The 20005-nt window shown below is 69.4% G+C and carries 19 protein-coding genes; 13 read left to right on the forward strand and 6 right to left on the reverse strand.

The annotated features are described in order from the left end of the window. The first annotated feature begins 258 nt into the window (after positions 1 to 258). On the forward strand, positions 259 to 4662 hold the full coding sequence (locus tag AB0O29_RS00415) for an NACHT and WD repeat domain-containing protein (RefSeq protein WP_365143676.1): 4404 nt from the start codon (positions 259 to 261) through the stop codon (positions 4660 to 4662). Next, complete coding sequence (locus AB0O29_RS00420; RefSeq protein ID WP_365143679.1) at positions 4659 to 5552, forward strand: serine peptidase; 894 nt, start codon at positions 4659 to 4661, stop codon at positions 5550 to 5552. Before AB0O29_RS00415 ends, AB0O29_RS00420 begins: the two co-directional genes overlap by 4 nt. Before the next feature lie 66 nt (positions 5553 to 5618). Here the strand turns inward: AB0O29_RS00420 and AB0O29_RS00425 are convergent, their stop codons facing one another. The 3 genes from AB0O29_RS00425 to AB0O29_RS00435 form a co-directional block, all read right to left on the reverse strand. Further along, the gene (locus AB0O29_RS00425; RefSeq protein ID WP_365143682.1) at positions 5619 to 6860 is read right to left on the reverse strand and encodes a site-specific integrase; all 1242 of its coding nucleotides are present in this window, start codon (positions 6858 to 6860) and stop codon (positions 5619 to 5621) included. A 45-nt stretch (positions 6861 to 6905) separates the two neighbouring features. Beyond that, on the reverse strand, positions 6906 to 7223 hold the full coding sequence (locus tag AB0O29_RS00430) for a helix-turn-helix domain-containing protein (RefSeq protein WP_365143685.1): 318 nt from the start codon (positions 7221 to 7223) through the stop codon (positions 6906 to 6908). A 120-nt stretch (positions 7224 to 7343) separates the two neighbouring features. Further along, entirely contained in the window at positions 7344 to 7628 is a 285-nt protein-coding gene (locus AB0O29_RS00435; protein WP_365143688.1) for a helix-turn-helix transcriptional regulator, read from the reverse strand. Between the two features lie 252 nt (positions 7629 to 7880). On the opposite strand from AB0O29_RS00435, the gene AB0O29_RS00440 reads away from it, so the two are divergent. From AB0O29_RS00440 to mobC, 4 genes are all read left to right on the forward strand, one after another. Next, positions 7881 to 8774, forward strand: a complete 894-nt coding sequence (locus AB0O29_RS00440; protein WP_365143914.1) for a hypothetical protein — start codon at positions 7881 to 7883, stop codon at positions 8772 to 8774. A gap of 71 nt (positions 8775 to 8845) precedes the next feature. After that, positions 8846 to 9469 (forward strand): ATP-binding protein, encoded by a 624-nt coding sequence (locus tag AB0O29_RS00445; RefSeq protein WP_365143917.1) that lies wholly within the window; start codon positions 8846 to 8848, stop codon positions 9467 to 9469. Between the two features lie 29 nt (positions 9470 to 9498). Then, a complete protein-coding gene (locus AB0O29_RS00450; protein ID WP_365143691.1) occupies positions 9499 to 10356 on the forward strand; it encodes a DUF2637 domain-containing protein in 858 nt (285 codons plus the stop codon). Between the two features lie 437 nt (positions 10357 to 10793). Continuing rightward, positions 10794 to 11120, forward strand: a complete 327-nt coding sequence (gene mobC, locus AB0O29_RS00455) for a plasmid mobilization relaxosome protein MobC (RefSeq protein ID WP_365143694.1) — start codon at positions 10794 to 10796, stop codon at positions 11118 to 11120. 95 nt (positions 11121 to 11215) lie between these two features. Here mobC and AB0O29_RS00460 read toward each other — a convergent pair whose 3' ends face one another. After that, complete coding sequence (locus AB0O29_RS00460) at positions 11216 to 11764, reverse strand: GNAT family N-acetyltransferase (RefSeq protein ID WP_365143697.1); 549 nt, start codon at positions 11762 to 11764, stop codon at positions 11216 to 11218. A 23-nt stretch (positions 11765 to 11787) separates the two neighbouring features. Next, the gene (locus tag AB0O29_RS00465) at positions 11788 to 13062 is read right to left on the reverse strand and encodes a Tat pathway signal protein (RefSeq protein ID WP_365143700.1); all 1275 of its coding nucleotides are present in this window, start codon (positions 13060 to 13062) and stop codon (positions 11788 to 11790) included. Positions 13063 to 13228: 166 nt separating this feature from the next. On the opposite strand from AB0O29_RS00465, the gene AB0O29_RS00470 reads away from it, so the two are divergent. The 7 genes from AB0O29_RS00470 to AB0O29_RS00500 all read left to right on the forward strand — a co-directional run bounded on the left by AB0O29_RS00470 (position 13229) and on the right by AB0O29_RS00500 (position 18893). Next, positions 13229 to 13621 carry a hypothetical protein gene (locus AB0O29_RS00470; RefSeq protein ID WP_365143703.1) on the forward strand — a complete coding sequence of 131 codons (393 nt, stop codon included), beginning with the start codon at positions 13229 to 13231 and terminating at the stop codon, positions 13619 to 13621. A 207-nt stretch (positions 13622 to 13828) separates the two neighbouring features. Beyond that, positions 13829 to 14674, forward strand: coding sequence for a glycosyltransferase (locus AB0O29_RS00475; RefSeq protein WP_365143706.1), 846 nt, complete (start codon positions 13829 to 13831; stop codon positions 14672 to 14674). Continuing rightward, positions 14671 to 15579, forward strand: coding sequence for a phosphotransferase (locus AB0O29_RS00480; RefSeq protein WP_365143709.1), 909 nt, complete (start codon positions 14671 to 14673; stop codon positions 15577 to 15579). The genes AB0O29_RS00475 and AB0O29_RS00480 overlap by 4 nt, the downstream gene beginning before the upstream one ends. Next, positions 15576 to 16307, forward strand: coding sequence for a glycosyltransferase (locus AB0O29_RS00485; RefSeq protein ID WP_365143712.1), 732 nt, complete (start codon positions 15576 to 15578; stop codon positions 16305 to 16307). The genes AB0O29_RS00480 and AB0O29_RS00485 overlap by 4 nt, the downstream gene beginning before the upstream one ends. Before the next feature lie 14 nt (positions 16308 to 16321). After that, positions 16322 to 17197 carry a PIG-L family deacetylase gene (locus AB0O29_RS00490; protein ID WP_365143715.1) on the forward strand — a complete coding sequence of 292 codons (876 nt, stop codon included), beginning with the start codon at positions 16322 to 16324 and terminating at the stop codon, positions 17195 to 17197. After that, positions 17197 to 17811, forward strand: a complete 615-nt coding sequence (locus AB0O29_RS00495) for a hypothetical protein (protein WP_365143718.1) — start codon at positions 17197 to 17199, stop codon at positions 17809 to 17811. The genes AB0O29_RS00490 and AB0O29_RS00495 overlap by 1 nt, the downstream gene beginning before the upstream one ends. Then, entirely contained in the window at positions 17808 to 18893 is a 1086-nt protein-coding gene (locus AB0O29_RS00500; protein ID WP_365143721.1) for a glycosyltransferase, read from the forward strand. Before AB0O29_RS00495 ends, AB0O29_RS00500 begins: the two co-directional genes overlap by 4 nt. Here AB0O29_RS00500 and AB0O29_RS00505 read toward each other — a convergent pair. After that, positions 18890 to 19912 (reverse strand): phosphotransferase, encoded by a 1023-nt coding sequence (locus tag AB0O29_RS00505; protein WP_365143724.1) that lies wholly within the window; start codon positions 19910 to 19912, stop codon positions 18890 to 18892. The genes AB0O29_RS00500 and AB0O29_RS00505 overlap by 4 nt on opposite strands. Positions 19913 to 20005 lie beyond the last annotated feature (93 nt).

Consider the following 20005-nt stretch of genomic DNA (forward strand, 5'->3'; position numbering starts at 1 on the left):
GCTTCGCGCCGGGAAGGCGTACGGTTTCCCAACTGGGCCTGCAAGTTAGTCAAGGAGTGAAACCAGTCGTGAGGGGGGAGCAGCCTCGACCCCGATAGCCTGGAGACAGAATCGAACAGGCATGGGGGGATAATGGTTCGGGCACTTCTGCTCGGAGTTGGGACCTTTGAGAACGCGGCCGACGGCGAGTGGACCCCCACCTCGGAGGGGTTGTCTCCGCTGCCGTCAGTTGAACCGCAAGTACGTGAACTCGGCGCGGTGCTCTCACGTTTCGACGGGCTGCACGTCAGTGACCCGGTGATCAATGCGGACCGGATCAGCGTCGAGGAGCGCTGGCGGCAGTTGCGGCACGATTCGGGAGGTCTGCCGCGGATCGTTCACTTTGCCGGTCACGGGATCGTTCGTGGCAGGGTCTTGTACCTGCCCGTGCACGATAGTCGTCCGACTGACCTTCCGGCTTCGGCGATCGATGTCGGCCGATGGCTGAATGAGGTCGAGCATGGCTCCGACCAGTCTCCCGTCCTGTTCCTGCTCGATGTCTGCGATGCAGGGGCCGCGACGGACTATCAGTTGTTCCAGGATGTTTCCGAGGGCGACCGAAAGACTTGGGTGATTGCGGCCTGCACGGCGGGCGAGAGCGCCTTCGACGCACGCTTCACCAAGGCCACAGCACAGGCACTGGAGCGGCTCCGCTTGGGGCACTGGGATATCTCTCCGGCCATGGCCCACGTGCCGGTGGAAGCAGTGGCCGACGAGATCGCGCGCGAGTTGGTCCGCCTCGGCGAGGGGTATCCGCAGACCGTGGTGCACTCTCCACGCCGAGCCGCCTCGTTGCCTGTACCGGAGTTCTTCGCCAACCCGGCGTTCAGCACAGACGTCTGGCAGCGGCTTCGAAGCCGGCTCCGGCTGGCAGTTCGGGAGCTGGCGGCGGAGTTCGACCCTGGTCTGGACCCCGTGCACTTCCTCACCCGAGCGTCCGGCCGCCTGGACGGCGCCTCTGCGATTACGGGCTGCCTTTTCACTGGGCGGACCCGAGAGCTGACCCGGATTCGCTCCTGGTTGGCGAGCGACGAACCCCTGTTGCTGGTCACCGGAAGTCCTGGGTCCGGAAAGTCGGCGCTGCTGGGGGTGACAGTCTTCCTGTCGCACAACCAGCTCGCCGAGCTGAGCACCATGCTGGTCGGTCGCATTCCCGCTCAATACCGCCCGGAGCGTCGGTATCCGACCCTTGTCGCAGTCCATGCCCGGCACCGAAGCAGGGACGAGGTAGTCGCTTCGATCATTGTTCAACTGACTCCCGAGGACTCGAAGCCTGCCTTCGCTAGTGGTGAGCAAGCGCTAGACGAGCTCAAACGTATCGCTCGAGACCTTCCGGAACCGGTGGTACTCATCCTCGATGCCATCGACGAAGCCCTAGAGAGCGGCCGTATCGTCAGCGATCTGCTACCCAAGCTCCTGAGCGCGCTGCGCCCTGACGGCCGCCCCGCCTTCCGGGCGCTCGTGGGGATGCGCCCGCCGCAGGCGGACGACCACCGGGGCTGGGAAGTGCCGGGTGCCCACGGGAAGGTGCTCGACCTAGACACCTCCTCCGGTGTCGAAGACCTCGCGGCCGACCTCACGACCTACATCGCCGACATCTTGTATAGCGCCCCCGGTTACAGCGACCAGGCCCTTCGTGAGTCCGTAGCCCATGCGGTCGCTACCGCGATCGCTCATAGCCCCGATCGCAGCACCTTCCTCGTCGCAGCACTCTTCGCCGACTTCCTGCGGACCGGTGTACCCCTGAATCCCGCCGAGGCAGTCGCCCGACTGCCGCAGAGCCTGCCGCACCTACTCGAACTGCACCTGCGGACCACCCTGGACGGCGACCCGTGGGTGCGGCACTTGATGGTGGGGCTGGCACAAGCGCGAGGTCAGGGTATGCCGCTGGACCTTGTGGTCGCAGCAGCCACCGCTGCCGCCATGGCCGCGGGTCAGGAGCTTCGCCCGCTAACCCCGGGCGAGGCCCACGAGAAGCTAACGACCGCCCGCTTCTATCTGCGGACGAGCATCGACTCGGACGGACGTCAGCTCTACCGGTTCTTCCACGAGACGGTCACCGAGCACTTCCGTGACGCCGGGGCTGAATTCGAAGGGCTCGCCGACATGCTCTTTCACGAGCTATTGTCGGCCGTCCCCGGACGGTGGGCCGCTGAGGGGCCTCGGTGGGACCTTGCCTCACCCTATCTCCTGCGACACCTGATGGAGCATGCCGTCGCTGTGCCAGACGGATCCGCAGTCGACCACTTGTTCCTGGACCCGGAGTACCTAGTCCGCGCCGACCACAGCAGCATCTGGGAGGCCGTTCACCGGACGAGGACCCCGGCGGCGCGGCGGGCGGGGGTCGCGTACCGAACGGCGTTCGGTCACTTCGATACCGGCGACCTCTTTGGCCGGCGCGTGCCGCTGGAGACTCGCCGTGCCAAGCTTCGCCAGTACCTGGTGACCTACCGGGCTGTGGGGCTGGCACGCCGTCTCCGCGACGAAGGGACCGTGCTCCGTACCTGCTGGAGCACAGGGCTACCCGAGGAGTCCCTGCTCTCCGTCATCGGCGAGGACGAGTTGGGCGCCACGGTGTCAGCCCTGGCCCTGGGATCTGTCGAACGACGGCTCCTCGCCGTGTTCGCCGGTACCGACGGCTCCCTCCAGGCATGGGACATCACACCGAGCCCCGACGTCGCGTTCCGGTACTTCTCGATTCCTCGGACAGGCGAGGGCACCATCACCCAGATGGCGATCGTGGATCTGGACGAGCAGGCGGTCATTGTCTCGGTCACTGACCAGAATGTGCTCCAGCTCTACGACCTCACGACGGGTTCGCACGTCGCCGACGCACGCCTCGACGGCGAGAGGGTCTCCGCCTTGGCGGTCGTCGGCACCGGCGACCAGGCGGTGCTTGCAGTCGGTCGGGTCAGCGGAGAGATCGGCCTGGTCGGCCTGCTAGACGAGTCCTTCGGCACGATCTTCGACACCGTCGAAGCCGGGGACGCCGCCATTGCTTCGCTGCTCGGTGTGGAATCCGCAGACGGCTCCCTCAGCTTTCACTGTGCGCCCGCCGCACCTCAAGGTCACGGGCCGAAGGTGCTGAGGCACCTGGACGAGTGGCCCGTCATCATCTCATCAGAGGGACCACTCCAGGAAGTGCGGATCCGGCCCACCAACGCACGCACCCCGCTGTTCTCCCTCATCGCCTACCACTCTGGCATGTATGCGGCACGCGGGAACGGCGAGACCGTCCACGTGGTCACCGGAGCCGAAGACCGCGGGTTGACGCTCGCGGACATCCGTCGTGTCGACCGCTTTCAGCTCGCGCTGACCGCCCATCGCGACGGGAACATGCGGGTGTGGGACCTCGACGTTTGCCCTCGGTTCGGCCATGGCCAAGACCACTGGCACCACGCCACAGTACTCGGCACCATCCGGCTCGACGGCTCGGAGCTCGCCCTCAGCGTCGAACTCGCGTCCGGTGAGGTCAAGGCTTGGGACCTGAGCGCCGGCACCCAGGATCACGAGCTGGGCGACTTGGGCGAGCTCAGCCACGCCGCCACCGTGACAGCCGGCAACGCGCCCTACGTCGTCACTGTGACCACGGAGTCCGAGCTCGACGCCTGGAATGTCCGTGAGGATGTCCTCGAATCGACGGTCCGCCTCCCGGCCCCGGCCACCTCATTGGCCGCCGTGGCGCACGGCGATTCGGTATGGGCCGTGGTCGGCGGCGCCGACGGCAGCATCCATGTATGGGACACGAGCAAGGAGTCTCTTTCCCACGTACTCGCCGACGTGGAGGGGCCGGTCACAGAACTGGTCGCGGGCGACGTCGGCGGCGAGTCTCTCCTGATCAGCGTCCACAACGAACGCACAGTACGTCTCTGGTCCCTGGCCGACAGCACCCTGCGGCAATCGATCACGCTGGACCGGATCGGAGCGATCACGATGCAAGGCGGGCGCCTGTTCGCTGCAGAGCAATCCTCGGACGGCGATGAGGTACGGGTCTGGGACCTCGTAACGGCCTCGCTCGTGGGTTCCGCCCCCGTCGCCGACCCTCAGGTGATGACGGTCAGCCAAGTGAACGGCAGGCCGGCACTCGTGGCCGCTGTCAGCGAGGAGGAGGTCCAGGCATGGGATGCCGAATCCGGCGATCTACTTGGAGATCCGGCCCCGGTGCCGGGTCGGGTGCACACGCTCGTCCCCTACGAAAGCGGTGTGCTGGTAGGCACCAAGGCTGGCCATGTCACGGCCCTCGGGTGGGTCTGTTCCGCAGCGGCGTCGGCAATCCGACCGGCGCATCCGACCGTCCACGCCACCCATGTCCTGGCTTGGCTGCCGGGCGAACTGCTATGTGGAGATGCCCGTGCAGACGGATGGGAGTTGCACACCCTCGAGGAATGGGAGGGAGGCCTGCCGCCTTCCCATGGTCTGGTGTACGCCCGCCCCATCACTGCAACGACGGCCGAGCTACACGATGTTCTCGTCGACGTACTCACGCCCCACGGATTCGAGATCATGCGGCTGGAGGCACACTGGTACGAGATCAGCAGGGTCGCCGGCGTGACGACCGGCGGCCCGTGGCGCTTCCCGGCGTACTCCGTTCATTGTTACTTGGAGGAAGGACCAGAACAGTGACGATCGTCGCAGTGCACGGCATCGGCAACCACCTGAGCGGCCGCTCGCCGGAACAGGCGGCCATCGAACTATCAGGGCAGTGGCGGCTCAAGTTGCAGCATGGGTTCTCGGCTGCTGGACTGAACGACCACCTGCTCCCTCCCCTGCACGCCGCGTACTACGCTCACCACACCCACGCCGCGGAGCGGCAGGCCGCCGTACTGGACCTACCTGCTCTCGACGAACGAGAAGAGTCCGTCGTCATCGCCTGGGCACTGGCACTCGGTTCACCCACCCTCCGGGAACGGCAGGGACTGGTTACTGCTCCGCTGCGGCAGGTCCTGTCCTGGGTTTCCCAACGCCGCAACATCCCCGTCGGGACGGTCATTCGGCTTGCCGTCCAGCTGGCGGGCGAGGTTCGCCGCTACCTCCATGTTCCGCAGGTAAGGGATGCAGCCCGATCCGCTGTGGCCGAGGCGATCCGACAGGTACGCCCCCGCGTAGTGCTGGCCCATTCCCTCGGCTCGGTAGTCACGTACGAGGCTCTCCACGCTCACCCGGAGCTGACCGTGGACTGCTTCGTGACCTTGGGCTCTCCTCTCGGCCTGCCAGGCGGAATCTTCGATCACTTGGTGCCCACGCCAACCGCCGATCGGGGTTCGCGGCCCGCCGGAGTCCGCTACTGGGTGAACCTCGCCGACACAGGTGACCTGGTGGCGGTTCCGCGTCGGCTCGGCGACCGTTTCCCCGTTGACCAGCACGCCGACACTCCGATGGGCCGTATCGACTTCCACACCTTCGGAGCGTACTTGTCCTCCCCGCTGACCGCTGCGGCGATCTCTCCCTTCGTCCGCGACCCGACGATCCCGGACACAGATCACCTGAGTTTCCGGAAGGGCGCGTCGTCTTAGACGATCCGTCGTCACAGGTTGTGCCCCTTGGATCAGGAGCGTGCTCACGTACGGCTAGATTCACCGTCATACGACTCGATTGGATGGCAAAGGGCACCGCGCGCCGAGCAGCGCATCGACTGCCGCGCGCCCCTTGCCTCCGGCCTCGGGCATGAAGTGGGCGTAGTGGTCGAGGGTGATGGTCGGGCTGGAGTGACCGAGCCATCGGGCGAGGGTGACGACGGACTCACCCGCCTCGAGGATCACGGAGGCGTAGGTGTGCCGGAGGACGTGGAAGCCGTCCTTGCGAGACGCCTTCCAGCGCTGGCCCTTCTCCCGCACGGGGATCACTCCGGCCTTCGCGAGAGCGGGCTTCCACACCTCGTCGTTGAAGATGTTGGCGCGGATCGCGTTGCCGTAGGTCGTGGCAAGGACCAGCGGGAAGGAGCGCTTCTCCCGATCAGCTTCCGGGCCGCCCCAGGGCAGCTCGACCTCGACAGCCGGATGCCGCAGGAAGTGTGCGCGCAGCTCGGTGGCAGCCGAAGGTGGCATGTCGACGACCCTGGTCTTCCCGCCCTTGGGGAGAGTGAAGTACAGGCGGCCGTACAGGAGCTGGACCTGTCGGCGGACGCGGATGAGGCCGCGCTCGAAGTCGACGTCCGCTGGTGACAGCCCGAAGACCTCCCCCTGGCGCAGCCCACACCCGAGGGCGACGACGACGGCGATCCGGTACCGCTGGTTGATGACGTCCCGTACCCGCTGCGCGGTCCCCAGCAGCCACGCCTCCCGCTGGTCCTCGGGAGCCTTCGGCCAGCGCACCGACTTGGCGCGCATCGGATTGCGGACCAACCGCTTGTCGTCGATCGCCGTCTCGAAGACGTTCGAGAGCGTGGTGAGGATCTGCCGGGCGTAGCGCGGCGCGCACTCGCCTTCGAGCGTGGCGATGTAGCCGCGCAGGACGGACGCGGAGACGTCCCGCAGCGCCACCTCGCCGATGTGCGGAAGGACGTGGAGGCGAACTCGCTCGTCAACCCGCTTGACCGTGCCCGGTGCGCCCCGTACGCCCGCCTGCCAGTGGCGCGTGACGTAGTCGGCGAGGGTGATGGAGCCGTCTCGCGGGTCGACGAACTCGCCCCGCTCGCTGTCGGTGCCGGCCCTGCGGAGCCACGCCTTGGCGTCCTCCAGGGTGTCGAACGACATGCCCCTGACACCCGGGATGCCCGCGACCCGGTAGCGACTCCCCTTTCCGTACCGGGTGGTGCGCTCGCGCTTGCCGGTTACGGGGTCCTTCTTCTTGTTGATCCAGCGGTCTTCGATGTAGCCGGCCAAGTGTTTCCTTGCAGGTAGGGGGTCGGGAGGGGCGGCCGGGAGGCGTCAGACGGTTGCCGAGTAGGCGCCGCGCCGCTGCGGTGCGGTGCTCACGGGGTTGAGAGCGGGGTTGGATCGGGAATCCGCCTGCTCCTGCTCCCGTATCCAGGCATCGAGCGCATCGATCCGGTACGTCACCCGCCCGCGGGCACCCATGCGGAAACTCGGCGGACCCTGGCGCCGGTGACGCCAGACGTAAAGCGTCTTGGGTGAAATGCCGAGATATTCAGCTGCGTCATGCACGCCAAGAAACGCGCGACCGATGGCCGGACGGCGGCGGAATGTGGCAGCGCTGATGGAGGAGAGCGCGTCGATAGAAGACAAGCGAGAATCCTTAAGGCAGAAGAAGGGAATGAAAGCGCCCTGCCACCCATGGGTGGCGAAGACGTCCAGGACCACCAATGGTCCGGACGATCCCCGGTTTCGGAAACCGGGGATCGTCGGCTATATTCCGCCCACCCCGGCCGGAGCCAGGTGGACCGGCGCCGTCGCCAGCAAGATCTGCGGAGGGGTTCCGAGGGCGGCAGCGATGGCGACGAGGTCGTCGATGTCGCAGCGTCGGACCGTGCGTTCGATGCGGGAGAGCGCGGTGAAGGTGATGGGGCGGCCGAGTGCGGTGATGCGGGCGGCGAGCTGGCGCTGGGAGTAGCCACGGGCCACGCGGGTGCGTTCGATGGCGTGGGCGGCGGCGCGTCCGGCGGGTCCGATTTCGAGAGGGCGTGGCGGCATTGGTGTGTTGTAGCTTGCCCGCCGGAGGTTCGGGAAGGCATTCCCCGTCTGCTGTGAGCGATCCCGTGCCGACGATGAATATCGCGGGTGATTTCGCCGACCGGCGTTTCGGGTTTACGGTCGTGCGACCGGAAAACCTTTCACGGCCGCTTGAGTCAAGTCTGGACTTCTGGACCCGGGGTGTGGCTGTGTTGTCCACGCACCCCGGCCCGGCCGGTTCCCTTCCCCGATTTCGAAAGGCGGTCGATCTCCATCGCCCGTATCCGCACCATCAAGCCCGAGGCCTTCGCCTCCGAGTCCCTGGCGGCCGTGTCCCTGAGCGCCGAGCGGACCTTCTTCGGCCTGCTCACCCAAGCCGACGACAAGGGCCGCATCCGCGACCAGGCCGCCGTCATCGCCGGGCAGCTGTGGTCGCTACGCCGCGAACACGGCCCGGTGGAGGTCGAGGAGGATCTGACGCAGCTCGACGCGGCCGGCCTGATCTGCCGCTACGAAGGCGAGGACGGAAGGCAGTACCTGCACGTCGTCGCCTTCTCCCTCCACCAGAAGATCAACCGCCCCAGCATCAGCAGGATCCCGTCCTGCCCGCACCACGACCTCGGCGTCCCGCGTGAGCCCTCACTGCCGGTGCACGGAGCCGTCACGGAGGCCTCCAGGACGGGTCAGGCAGCAGACAGGGAGCCTGCCGTGAGCCGAGAATCTGCAGGTCAAGGGCCGTTCAGTGAGCCCTCACAGCCGGTTGAGGAAGGGCTCACGGAGCCTGACGTGAGCCCTCAGCGTCCGGATCTAGGACCTAGGAACAGGGAACTAGGAACTACCCCGTTGGGGGGCGCGACCGCCCCCGCGCCCCAGACCGTCTCGGCGAAGGACCTCGTCACCGAGTACGTCGCGGCCTGCGAACACCGTCCGCCCACGAGCGTGCTCGGGCAGCTCGGACGAGAAGCCGCCAAGCTCCTCGCCGAGGGCATCGACCCCGCCCATGTACGAGCCGGTCTGGACCGCCAGCGGACCAAGGGCCTTCACCCGAAGACCCTGGCCAGTGTCGTGCACGAAGTCATGAACGCGGGGGCGCCCACGATCGCCGTCCCCCACCGTCCCTGGACCAACCCCACCGACGTCGCCGCTGCCTACGGGGGTGCGCTCTGACCGCCACCACCCTGCCCCAGCCCTCCGGTCAGGCCGTCCGGGCTGTGGCGAGCATCCTGGCCCGCCGGGGCATGGATCCCGTCATCGGCTCGGAGGAACCGGAGCCCACGCCCGAGCCTGTCAGCGCACTGGAACTGGCCGACGCCCGAATCCCCCCGCGATACCGGCACGCCCGCGCCGATCACCCCCAAGTCAGCGCCTGGGTGGACGAGATCGTGTGTGCCGGGCGCCCCGGCCCGAGCGGGACGCGGGGCATCGCAGAGGGCCCGTCGCTGCTGATCGCAGGTCCCACCGGCACCGGCAAGACCCACCATGCCTACGGAGCCGTCCGCGCCCTGCTCGCTGCCGGCGTCCGCCTGCGCTGGGAGGCGGTCACAGCCGCTGACCTGTACGCCCGCCTGAGACCGCGCCCAGGGCTCGACGCGGAACGTGAGCTGCACACCCTGGCCCGCTGCCCGCTGCTGCTCCTGGACGACCTCGGCGCCGCCAAGGGCAGCGAGTGGACGGAGGAGCTGACCTACCGGCTGATCAACCACCGGTACGAGTACCTGCGCCCCACCCTGCTCACGACCAACCTTCCCATCCCCCAGCTCCGCACCGCCCTCGGCGACCGCGTCGCTTCCCGCCTCTCCGAGATGACCCACCGGGTCGTCCTCGACGGCGCCGACCGCCGCCGCACCTCCCCTGCCGCTTGAACGCGCCCACCCTTTGGAGCACCACCCGCTTGACCACCACCTCCCACCGCACCCAGACGGCCGAGCGGTACGCCCTGGCCGTCGCAGGCTGCGTCATCGTCGCGCTCACCGCAGCCGGGTTCTGGCTCTCCTACGCGCATCTCGCCGAAGTCGCGGGGCAGCACGGCCTCAGCGCTTCCCCAGCCCGCCAGTGGGCGTGGCCGGCAACGCTCGATGCCTTCATCGTCGCCGGCGAAGTGCTCATGCTCCGCGCCAGCCTCCGCCGGGAAACTGACGGGTGGGCGATAGCCCTAACCGCTGCCGGATCGCTGGGCTCGATCGCCCTGAACGTCGCCGGCGTCAGCAGCACCGACGGCGTCCCGGCCCCGGCCCTCGACTACGTCGTCGCCGCTGTCCCACCAGCAGCCGCGCTCTTCGCCTTCGGCGTCCTCATGCGGCAGATCCACCGCCATGTCGCCTCCGGCGACTCCCGCCACCATTGCCTTCCGGCAGGAGACACCGCAGTGCATCCCGCGGACCTGGATCGTCCCCGCGCACACACCGCCACAGCGCCGCTCCCGGAACGGCCCGAGGGCCGGGAGGGTGACCGCCCCACTCCGGCTGACGCCGTACAGGGCGAATCAGCCGATGTGGCGGAAGAGACCGACCAAGTGGCGGAAACCCACGTCCCGCCGAAGAAGCGCACCGGTCGCAAGCCCGCCGCCACCGACGACGAGCTCTTCGCCATCGCCCTCACCGCCCCGCTCGGACGCGATGGACGCGCGTCAAGCCGCCACATCGAGACGGCTGTCCGCGCTCGCGGCCTCCCCATCGGCAGGGACCGCCGGAACAAGATCACCCGGCAGGTCCAGGCCGAACTCGACGGCGGCAGAGCGAACGCCGCGTAAGCCCCGTCCGAAGTCACGCTGCTCACCCGCGCATCCGTCGCGCGGCGAGCTGGCATTCGTACGCCCTATCCCCACAGCACCGAAGCCGCTCCAGCCCAACCGCCAGGAGGCACGCTCTTGCACGACGACCCCGCAACCACGAGACCAACGGCCGCCAGCACCCGGCCCCTACCCAAGCCCGAGACGGAGCAAGTTATCCCTTTGGACACTCCACCATCGGCGGAGTATCCAAAGGACCCACCGCCCCAGGGGGACGGAGCCTCGTCCGGCGCCGGGGGACGCCTGACGAGGAGGCGGAGACCTCGGGACGGACGCAGCCGGGGAACGAGCAACAGTCGGCGTACGAAACCACGTACGCCTCCGCTGTCCCTCTAGCGCCCCGCACACGACGCCGTCACCACAAGCACCCCCAGCGCTCCAAAGTGTGCAGCGTCCGCATGAACGACGACGAGCACGCGCTCGTCGTGACCGCCGCCAAGGCCGTCGGTTGCACCGTCGCCGGCTTCTTCGCCCGAGCGGCCCTCAGCGCAGCCCACGACCCGGGCAACAGCGCCGCAGCCATCGCCGGGCGCCGTGAGACCGTCAGCGAGCTGTTCGCTGCCCGCAGGCAACTCGGTCAGATCGGCAACAACCTGAACCAGCTGACCCGCGCCGTCAATTCAGGCGCCCAGCCGACCGACACCCAGGTCAACGCCGCACTCGACTCGGTCCGCCGGGCGACGGCCCGAGTCCAGGACGCCACCGATCAACTCCTCAGCGACTGATAGGACTCACCATCACGACCCCGGAATCCACGAGGGAGGGAGCGTGCCCGGGGTCCCGTCCCCGGCGTGAGGATCGCCCTGCATATGTACCGCCGTCACCTGAGTGCGCGGAGCATGGTGGTGTACACCGGCGCGTCGGGGAACGGCTGCTGATCACCGATGTGCTGGTACCCCCACCCCTCGTAGAGGGCCTTCACCTTCGGGTGTCCGGGCTCGACGAGCAGCGTGACGCGCTCCTCAGTGCGGCCGGCCAGCAGTTCCTCGTGGATCCGGTGCGCCAGACCCGTGCCCCTCCAGGGAGCCCGGACCATGATCTCGAAGAGGGCGAGGGTTCGGGTGCCGTCCTCGGTCGTGTCCGCCTCGGGAAACGGCTGGAGCATGTGGGCCCACCAGCCGGTGTTCTGGGGCAGGGCCGCGGCGTAGGCGTAGCCGGCGGCCTCGCCACCGTCGTAGGCGACCACGGCCTCCCAGGACGGGCGGGAGGAGTGGCCGGTGAGACGACCCTCGAAGCGGTCCACGGAGAAGAACGGGTCCTCGCCGATCTCCTTCTCGTACACCTCGGCGTACACGCCGACCAGGGTGGGGCGGATGGTGGGCAGCTGGTCGGTGCCGTAGCGGTGAAGGGTGATCTCCGGGGTGGGCATGATGCTCCTCGTCGCGTGCGGGTTCAGGCGGTGCGGGTGCGGTCGTTCCACTGGCGGGTAACGGCGGACTTGGGGGCCGCCTGGTTGAGTGCGGAAGTGAAGCTGCCCAGGAGATGGGGGACCCGGCCGGCGTCGGCGCCGGTCGGGGCGATGACGCGTGTGGCGGTGGCCACGGCCTGCTCGACATCACCCTGCGCGACCTGCGCGAGGGCCGCTTGGGACAGGTAGTAGGCGCGGTTGCGGTGCTGGTCGTCGCGGAGGTCCGCGATGCACCGGTGCGCATGGAACTCGGCCTTCTCCGCCTCGCCGAGCCGGTAGTGAGTGATTCCGGTCAGGCCGTGGAGCTCGCCCCGGGTGTAGAAGGCGACGGAGGACGGACGGGCCTCGGCGGGATCGGCTCGGTCGTAGGCACCGTGGGCCCGGTCCAGGGCTCGGAGGGCCCTGGTCTTGTCACCAAGGCTGGCGGCGGTCAGGGCGATGCGGGAGTGGGTCAGAGAGGCGTAGAGGGGGTCGGTGCGGTGCGCCCGGGTGCCCGTGCAGGCTTCGGCCGCGGCGAGGGCGTCGGCGTACCGGCCCCGCTGCCCGGCGAGCATGGCGGCGTACCGCCAGGTCTGGTGCTGGACCTGACCGTCTCCGGAAAGCCCTGCGAGGGTCACGGACTGCTCCAGGTAGCGCTGGGCCTCCCCCAGTCGGCGGGCGTCGATGGCGGAGAACATGGCGAAGGCCGTGAAGGACGCAGCGACGGCATAGAGGCGCGAGCGGACGCGCTGGCTGGCGGAGCCGTGCTGCTGGAGGCTGAGCGTACGGGCGGCGAGGTCGGCGGCGCGCTTCTCCAGAACGGGACCGCCGCCGTTCTGGTCGTCCAGGAGCCACAGTTCGGCCAGGAGGACGCGCAGGCGGTCGACGTCGGAGTGTCCGACGGTGGGTCGGGTGGCTGCGGTCGCGGTGCCGGTGGACACGGCGACGGCGGCGCCGGTGGCTACGGAGATGAAGCTTCGACGGCCAAGCACAGGGTCCTCCAGTCGCGCTGAGGGCGTTGCGGGGCGGGGGCGGGCACGGGGCACGAACCCCAGGTCGGTCCCAGGAAGCCCGGAGACGGCCTCCAGGGCCTGCCACTGGCGGTCCTGGGGCGAGCGGTTCTCTCCTGACAGCCACCGGTAGAAGGTCCGTTCGGTGACTGCGCCGCGGTGGCCGGTGAGGTCCGCCATGGCGTCGTTGACCTTCTCGGCAAGAGCGCCGGCACTGAGCCCGTGTTCCTTCATCCAGGTCTCTAATTCCGCGTTCCGCTTCCGCACCATGCAGTCACGGTAGAGGCGGGGCCGCCATCCGAGGTAGCGCAGGTCGGGACTTTTCGTCAGTGGTCACGCGAGTAGCTGCGAGCGGATTCGTCATGTCCAACACGGCTCGCACACTGGTTACTTGTCCGCACAGCCGAACCGGCAGCAGGCGGATGGGAGCGGAATCGTGACCGTACTCGCGCACGAAATGGCGGCAGCCCCGGTCGAGGTGCCCACGGTCACCTCCGCCGACCAGGAGACGGTGATCGCCTCTGCGGCTGCCGCCGTCGCCGGGGACGTCGAGGCTGCCCTCACCCTCGCCGACCACCACCCGGCCGGGGAGGCGTCCGTACGGCTGCGGGAGCGGCTGCGCGGGCACATCCACACCCTCGCGGTGCCCGCCGAACGGTACGCGGACCTGCTGCCGGAGAGCCGGGAGAAGGACATCGCGGCCAGCACCGTGCGGTTCGCCCGCAAGGTCGCCCGGGACTGCGGGAGCGATCCGGCGATAGCGCTGCGGCTGCTGGCCAAGTCGGTGGCCCACCTCGCCCGGAACACGGACCTCCTGCGGCTTGTCTGAACCGCCTCCGGCGCCGGATTGCCTGGGGCGTCGGCGCCGGAAGCCCTCCACCTGCCCGGCCGCAGCAGGCGACCGCAGCACCTCGCCGACACCGGTGAGGCGGTCAGCTCCCCCGAATTCGGGCGAGGGGCCGGCCACCATGCCCCGGCCCTGCCGGCCAGTCCCGTCGAACCTCGCCCTGGAGGCACCCGCGTGTACGCGATCGGCATGTGCGTCGATGCCCAATACCTGTTGCCCGCCCTGGTCACACTCGGGTCGGTCGCCGACCACCTGTCGGTGGCCGATCGCCGCGAGAGCGCGGTACGGGTACTGACCAACGGCCTGTCCCCGGGGCAGGCCGCCGTGATGGAGTCCTTCGCCCGCCGCTGCGGGTTCGGCTCCTTCGACCTGCGCTGGCAGGCCCCGCCGCCCGAGAGCGTCATGGCGGACACCGCCTACATCTCGGTCGCCACCTACCTGAGGTTCGGATTCACCCCCTGCTTCCTCGACCGTCCGTTCCTGATCTACGTAGACGCCGACGTCCACGTACGCGCCGACCTCTCCACGCCTCTGGACGGACTGCCGGCGGACCGGATCGGCGCCGTGCAGGACGAGTTCAACCCGGCCGTCGGCCAGTGCCCGGCACTGCCCGGCGTCGCCGAGCGCTGGCCCCACCTGGTCGGGCGCACCTACTTCAACGCGGGGATGCTGTGGGTCCCCGCGCCGATGCTCGCCCCCATGCGGGCCGGGGTCCAGCGGGCTTTGGTCGGTGGGCGGCAGTACATCAAGCACAACGACCAGTGCGCCCTGAACCTGTGGCTGCTGTCCTCCGGGACCGCGCACCCGGTCGGGCCGGTGTTCAACCGGTTCGAAGTGGACCGGTTCCTCGAGCGGGGGGACTGGGTCCGCCGGGTCCTCCGCCGCCCGGTCACCCGCCGAGACGGGCACGTGGTGCACTTCGTCGGGGGCCAGAAGCCGTGGATACGTTCCTGCCCCGGCACGGAAGACGTGCGCACCTATCGGCAGCAGATGCACCGCACGCTGCGGCACCTAACCGGAGCAGGTGCACGGTGACCGGCGGCACGGTCCTGGCGGTGGAGCGGGCCTGCGCGGAGCTGGCCGGGTCGGTTCCGGCCGAGACGGTCCGGGTCCGCAGCGGGCCGAAGACGGCCGTCTACCGCGTCCGTCTCGCCGACGGCCGCCCGGTGGTGGTCAAGCTGTTCGCGGTCGACGGCACCCACGGCGCTGTCGACGAGGCCCGCCTCCTGGCCGCCGTCACCGCCGCCGGGCGGGTGCGGGTGCCGACCGTGATCGGGTACGGGCCGGTTCCCGGCCTGACCGTCTCTGCCCTGGTCGCCACCGATGCCGGAACGAGCACCTTGGGGGATGCCGTCCGAGCCGGGCAGATGCCGCGTCCGGCGGCACTGCTGAGGCTCGCCCTGCTGATGGCTGCCTTCCATAGCGTCAAGGCCCCGGCCGGGGTCCCCCTGGCGCCAGGCATCGGCCAGCAGGTCAGCGCTCTGGCCGCCCACTGCCCCAAGCAGGTCTTCGTCCGGCTCGCTCCCGCCCTGGAGGTCATCGCGGCCGGGGCACGCCTGGAACGACTCGTGTGGTGCCACGGAGACCTGCACCTGGAGAACGTGATCTGCGGAGACGACCGACGCCTCACCGTCGGCGAACACGGCCGGCCCCGCCTCCCCGACTGCCTCGTGGACTTCGAGGCCGCAACCGTGGAGGTCCCCGAGTACGACCTCGCCCAGACCCTCGTGACCTGCGACGCCCTGGAGCCGTCCGACCGGTTGTTCGTGGCCGCTGCCTACGGACGGCCCGTCGACACCCGACTCCTGGATGCCTACGTGGCCTTCCAGGCCGTACGCGGCTGGACCTATGCCGCCCACCGGGAGGGCCGCGACCGCGACGCCTGGGCGGCCCGCCTGCACCTTGCCCTGTCCCCACACTCAGGAAGGACCGCGCTGTGACCGACCCCGATCTGTCGGTGATCATCCCCGCCTACAACGAGGCCGAGTACCTGCCCCGCTACCTGCCCACGGTCTTCGCGTCCCTGCGCGCCTGGGAGGCAGGCTCCGGCCGGCGCGGAGAGGTGATCGTCGTGGACAACGCCTCTACCGACGAGACCGCCCCCGTCGCGAAGGAGCTGGGCGCCAGGGTGGTGACGGAGCTGGTCCGCAGCATCGGCCTGGCCCGGAACACCGGAGCCCGCGAGGCCGAGGGGCGGATGCTGTTCTTCGTCGACGCAGACGTGGCCCTGCCGCTGGAGGGGATCACGGCCGCCGTTGCCGCGATGGACGCCGGGGCCGTCGGCGGGGCGATCCCACCGCTCTACACCCCCGCCCGGTTCGGGGCCCGTCTGCTGTGCGCCTACTGGGACCACCACCGCGCCCGCCACGGGGGCGCCCAAGGCGTCAACCAGTTCTGCACCCGGGACGCCTTCAAGGCAGTACACGGCTACCGACCGGACTACTTCATGAGCGAGGACATGGAGTTCTTCGCCCGCCTGGCCGCCTACGGCCGCCGCACGGGCGGGCCGGTCGCGGTCCTCGAAGACCTCCGCGTGCGGCCCTCCACCCGCCGCTACGACGCCTGGTCCACGGCCCGGATGCTCTGGTGGCAGAACCCCGTGGTCGTCCGCCTCGGCCTGGCCTCGCCCCGCTTCTGGCGCAACTGGTACGCCACCACCGTCCGATGATTGGAGAACCCCAGGTGACCCTCCTTCCCCTGCCGGACGCCGACGGCATCTACACCTTCCCCACCGACCTCCTGACCGCGCACCGGTCCTGGATGGACTCCCTGACCCGGGCGAAGGAGATCATGACGCTGACGGCGCCGCTGACCCTCGCGCCGTACTGGATCGAGCCGCGCAAGCCGTCCGGGCGGCCGGTGGTCGTCATCGAACCTCACCACGACGACTTCGTCCTGTCCGCCTCCGGGACCTTCCTCGCCCGTCCCCGACCGCTGACCGTGGTCACCGTCTTCACCCGCTCCCGCAGCGTCCACCCCTCCCTCGAAAGCACCTACAACAGCGTGGAGACGGTCTCCGGACTCCGCGACCGCGAAGCCGCCCAGTCCCTGTTGCCCCTGGGGGCGGCCCGGGTTGGCCTGGGGCACAAGGACGCCGAGAAGCCCTATCGGGCACCCGAACCCGCCCAGGTGGACCGGATCACCTCCGAACTCGCCGAGGTGCTGGACGGGATGGACGACGCAGAGCTGCTCGCCCCGGCCGCCGTCACGCGCCACCCGGACCACCTCGCCGTCCACGAGGCGACGCGCCGCCTGGGCTGCCGGTGGTTCTGGGAGGACGCCGCCTTCTGGTCCACGTACGGATTGTCAGGATGCGACCGGCAGCTGTTCCGACAGCGGGTGCGCGATGTCTTCGAACCGGAGCTGGAGGACATCACGGCCACCGTCCTGGACAAGGTGACCCTGCTGCACATGCACGGCTCGCAGATGCACCCCGCGCGGAAGATGTACCGGCCGATCCGGCACGCCCACACCGTCGCCGCCAACCTGCTGCCCGACCCGGACGGCCGTCCGCGGGGCCAGTTCGCGGAACGCTTCTACCGACTCGGGGGGTCGTGATGATCCTCGGCCTGGAAGGCCCCTCGTACGGGGGCAAGACCTCTGCCCTGGGGCGGCTGCGCCGGGTGCCGGCGATGCGGGACACGCTCTTCTTCTCCTGCTACGTGAAGTCGTTCGCGCGCCGCGAGGACATCCCCACCCCCTCCACCCGGTCGGCAGACGAGCAGGTGGAGGCGTTCATGACGTTCATGGAGATCGAGGGCAACCGCGTGGACGCAGCTCGCCGCCACGGCGGGCTGGTCGTCCTGGACCGGACCGTCGACACCCTCCTCGCCCACGCTCACGCCATGGACGAGATCTACGGCTTCGACGTCCTGCCCGAACTGACCCGTCTGGCCGAGGAGATGCCGCACCTGAGGCCGGACCATACCCTGTACCTGGACGTGACGCCCGAGCACTTACACCTGCGGCGCAAGGCCGCCGGACACCACGAGGTCGAGCCGGAGTACTTCCTCCACGATCCCGCCTTCCTCATGCAATTCCGCGACTATTTCTGCCGCCCGGCCCACCGCCCGGCGACTGCGGAGTTGGCCGTCGCCTCCGGGGACAGCGACCGGCAGGAGACGGCTGCCGTCGTGCAGGCCCTCTTCACGTACTGGGCGGGTGGCCGGTGACCCGCCCGACGGTGGTGTTCGTATGGCGACGGACCCCGCCACCGCTGCTGATCGGGGGCGCGGAGGTCTCCCAGCAGCTCCTGGCGGAAGAGTTCGTCCGGGCCGGGTGGCGGGTCGTCTACCTCGGCAGCCACGAGGCCCCCTGGAACGGGTCCGCCCAGATCGGCCACCTGCGCGCCCACCTCCAGGCCCACGGAACCGTGTGGGAGGAGGGCGACGGGGAGGTCCGCTACCGGTGGAACGGCGTCTCGTGCCGAGCCGTGCCGCAGGACAGGGTGGAAGCGACCCTGAAGGGCCTCCTGACCAAGGCCCGGCCGGATCTGGTGGTGACCTCGCAGGAACAGGCGGCCGACCTGGCCTCGCTTGCCCGCCGGTCCTCGCGGGTCGCCGGATGGCTGCACTCCGTCTCGGCCAACAGCATGGGCGTCCTCCACGGCCGACCGCACGTCGCCCTCGCCACGTCGGAGTTCGTCGCGGGACGGGCCCAGGCCCACGCCGACACGAAGGTAGTCGCCTTCTACCCGCCATTCGCGCCGGCCGAAGGCGCCGGGCCTCTCCTCGCCGCGGGGCGCGGCGCAGCCAGTCGCATCCTCGGCGGCGTGTTGATGGTCAATCCCATCCCCGCCAAGGGCGCGGCCCTCCTGCACCAGCTGATCCGCCGGTTGCCCGCCCGCCGGTTCACCCTCGTCGAGGGCTGGTGGGACACGGCTGGCGAGTTCACCGCGTACCCGAACGTGCACTGGGTGTCCCGCACCTACGCCATGGGCCCGATCTACGCCGCGAACGACCTGCTGCTCGTGCCCTCCCAGGTCGAGGACGCCTTCCCCCGGGTGATCGTGGAAGCCGGACTCCACGGCGTCCCCACGATCGGCTCGTCCCGCGGCGGCATTCCCGAGGCGGTGAGAGACGGCGGAATCATCCTCCACCCCGACGACGTGGACGCCTGGGTGCAGGCGATCGAGACGGCTGACCGGGCTGGCCTCGGCCCGAAGGCCCTCGCCGGGGCAGCGCCGCTGGTCCGGCCGTGCCTGCCCGAGCTGGCTGCCGCCGGGCTCATCCCGGCGGCAGCATCCGCCGGCTAACGGGCCGCGTAGGCGGCCTGCACCTCGTCGGCACGGTCGGTCCACCAGTTCAGCAGTGCCTCGTCCGTCAGGAACATCTCGCCGAAGGCGGGGTCCTGGCGGTCGAGGTAGAACTCCAGCTGCCAGAAGTCGGTCAGCCGCTTCCACAACAGCCGCTTCACCGCGTCGGCGAGGTCCTCCTCCGACAGATCGATCACGGACCGGTATCCGGAACAGAACGCGGCGACACGGTCGAGGTCGAAGACGCCACCGACCCCGAACTGCACCTGCGCGGTCCGCGCGACCTCCTCCCCGTACGGACGAACACCGAGCCGGTCCCAGTCCAGGACCGCCACCACCCGGCCGTCGCGGCGCAGCAGATTGCGGTACTGGAAATCGCCGTGCGTCCACCCGTAGGGCCCGGCCGGCACCTCGCCGTCCTGCCGGGCATCGGCGTACCGCGCAAGAAGGCCGCGGCGGTCGTGCAGGGCCTCGGCGGCGGCCTTGTCGAAGTCCGTCACCGGAGCGGAAGGCAAGCTGCTCAGGAGGGCAGCAGCCGCACGGTCGGCCTCGGTCACATCGCGGACCTTCGCCACTGGCGCCTGCTCCGGGACTGGGCCGGGACCATGCCGCCGCAAACCCTCGTGGAGGCGGCCCAGCAGAGCACCGAGATCGCGCACCTGGTCGAGCGGGAGATCCGTCCCTTGAAGGTGCTCGCCGTCCACCCACGGCAGGACGCAGTAGCCGTGACCACCGACTTCCGCCACGAGGTCACCGTTGGCCGCGCTCAGCGGCGCCGGCACGGGGATGCCCTCGCGAGCCAGGTCCAGGAGGACCGCAAGGTTCCTGCGGACCTTCGGCAGAGGAACATCGGTGATCTCCTTGAGCGCGAACACTCCAGCAGCGGTCACAAGCCGCCAGTTCCGGTTCATCAGGCCGTGGGCAAGGAACCGCCGATCACTCACCGCGCCCAGCCCGAACGCGTCGGACAGGCTAGGCAGCGCTGCCGTCAGAGCATCTTCTCGAGTCGTATCCGTCACCCCCAGCACGGTACGCCGACGCCGATTCGCGCACCCGAATTCGTCACCCAGATCCCCACTGAGAGTCGGAGGGAGAAGCGAGCCGAGATCGCT

This window comes from Streptomyces sp. NPDC089915 (genome assembly GCF_040684675.1).
Lineage (GTDB): Bacteria > Actinomycetota > Actinomycetes > Streptomycetales > Streptomycetaceae > Streptomyces.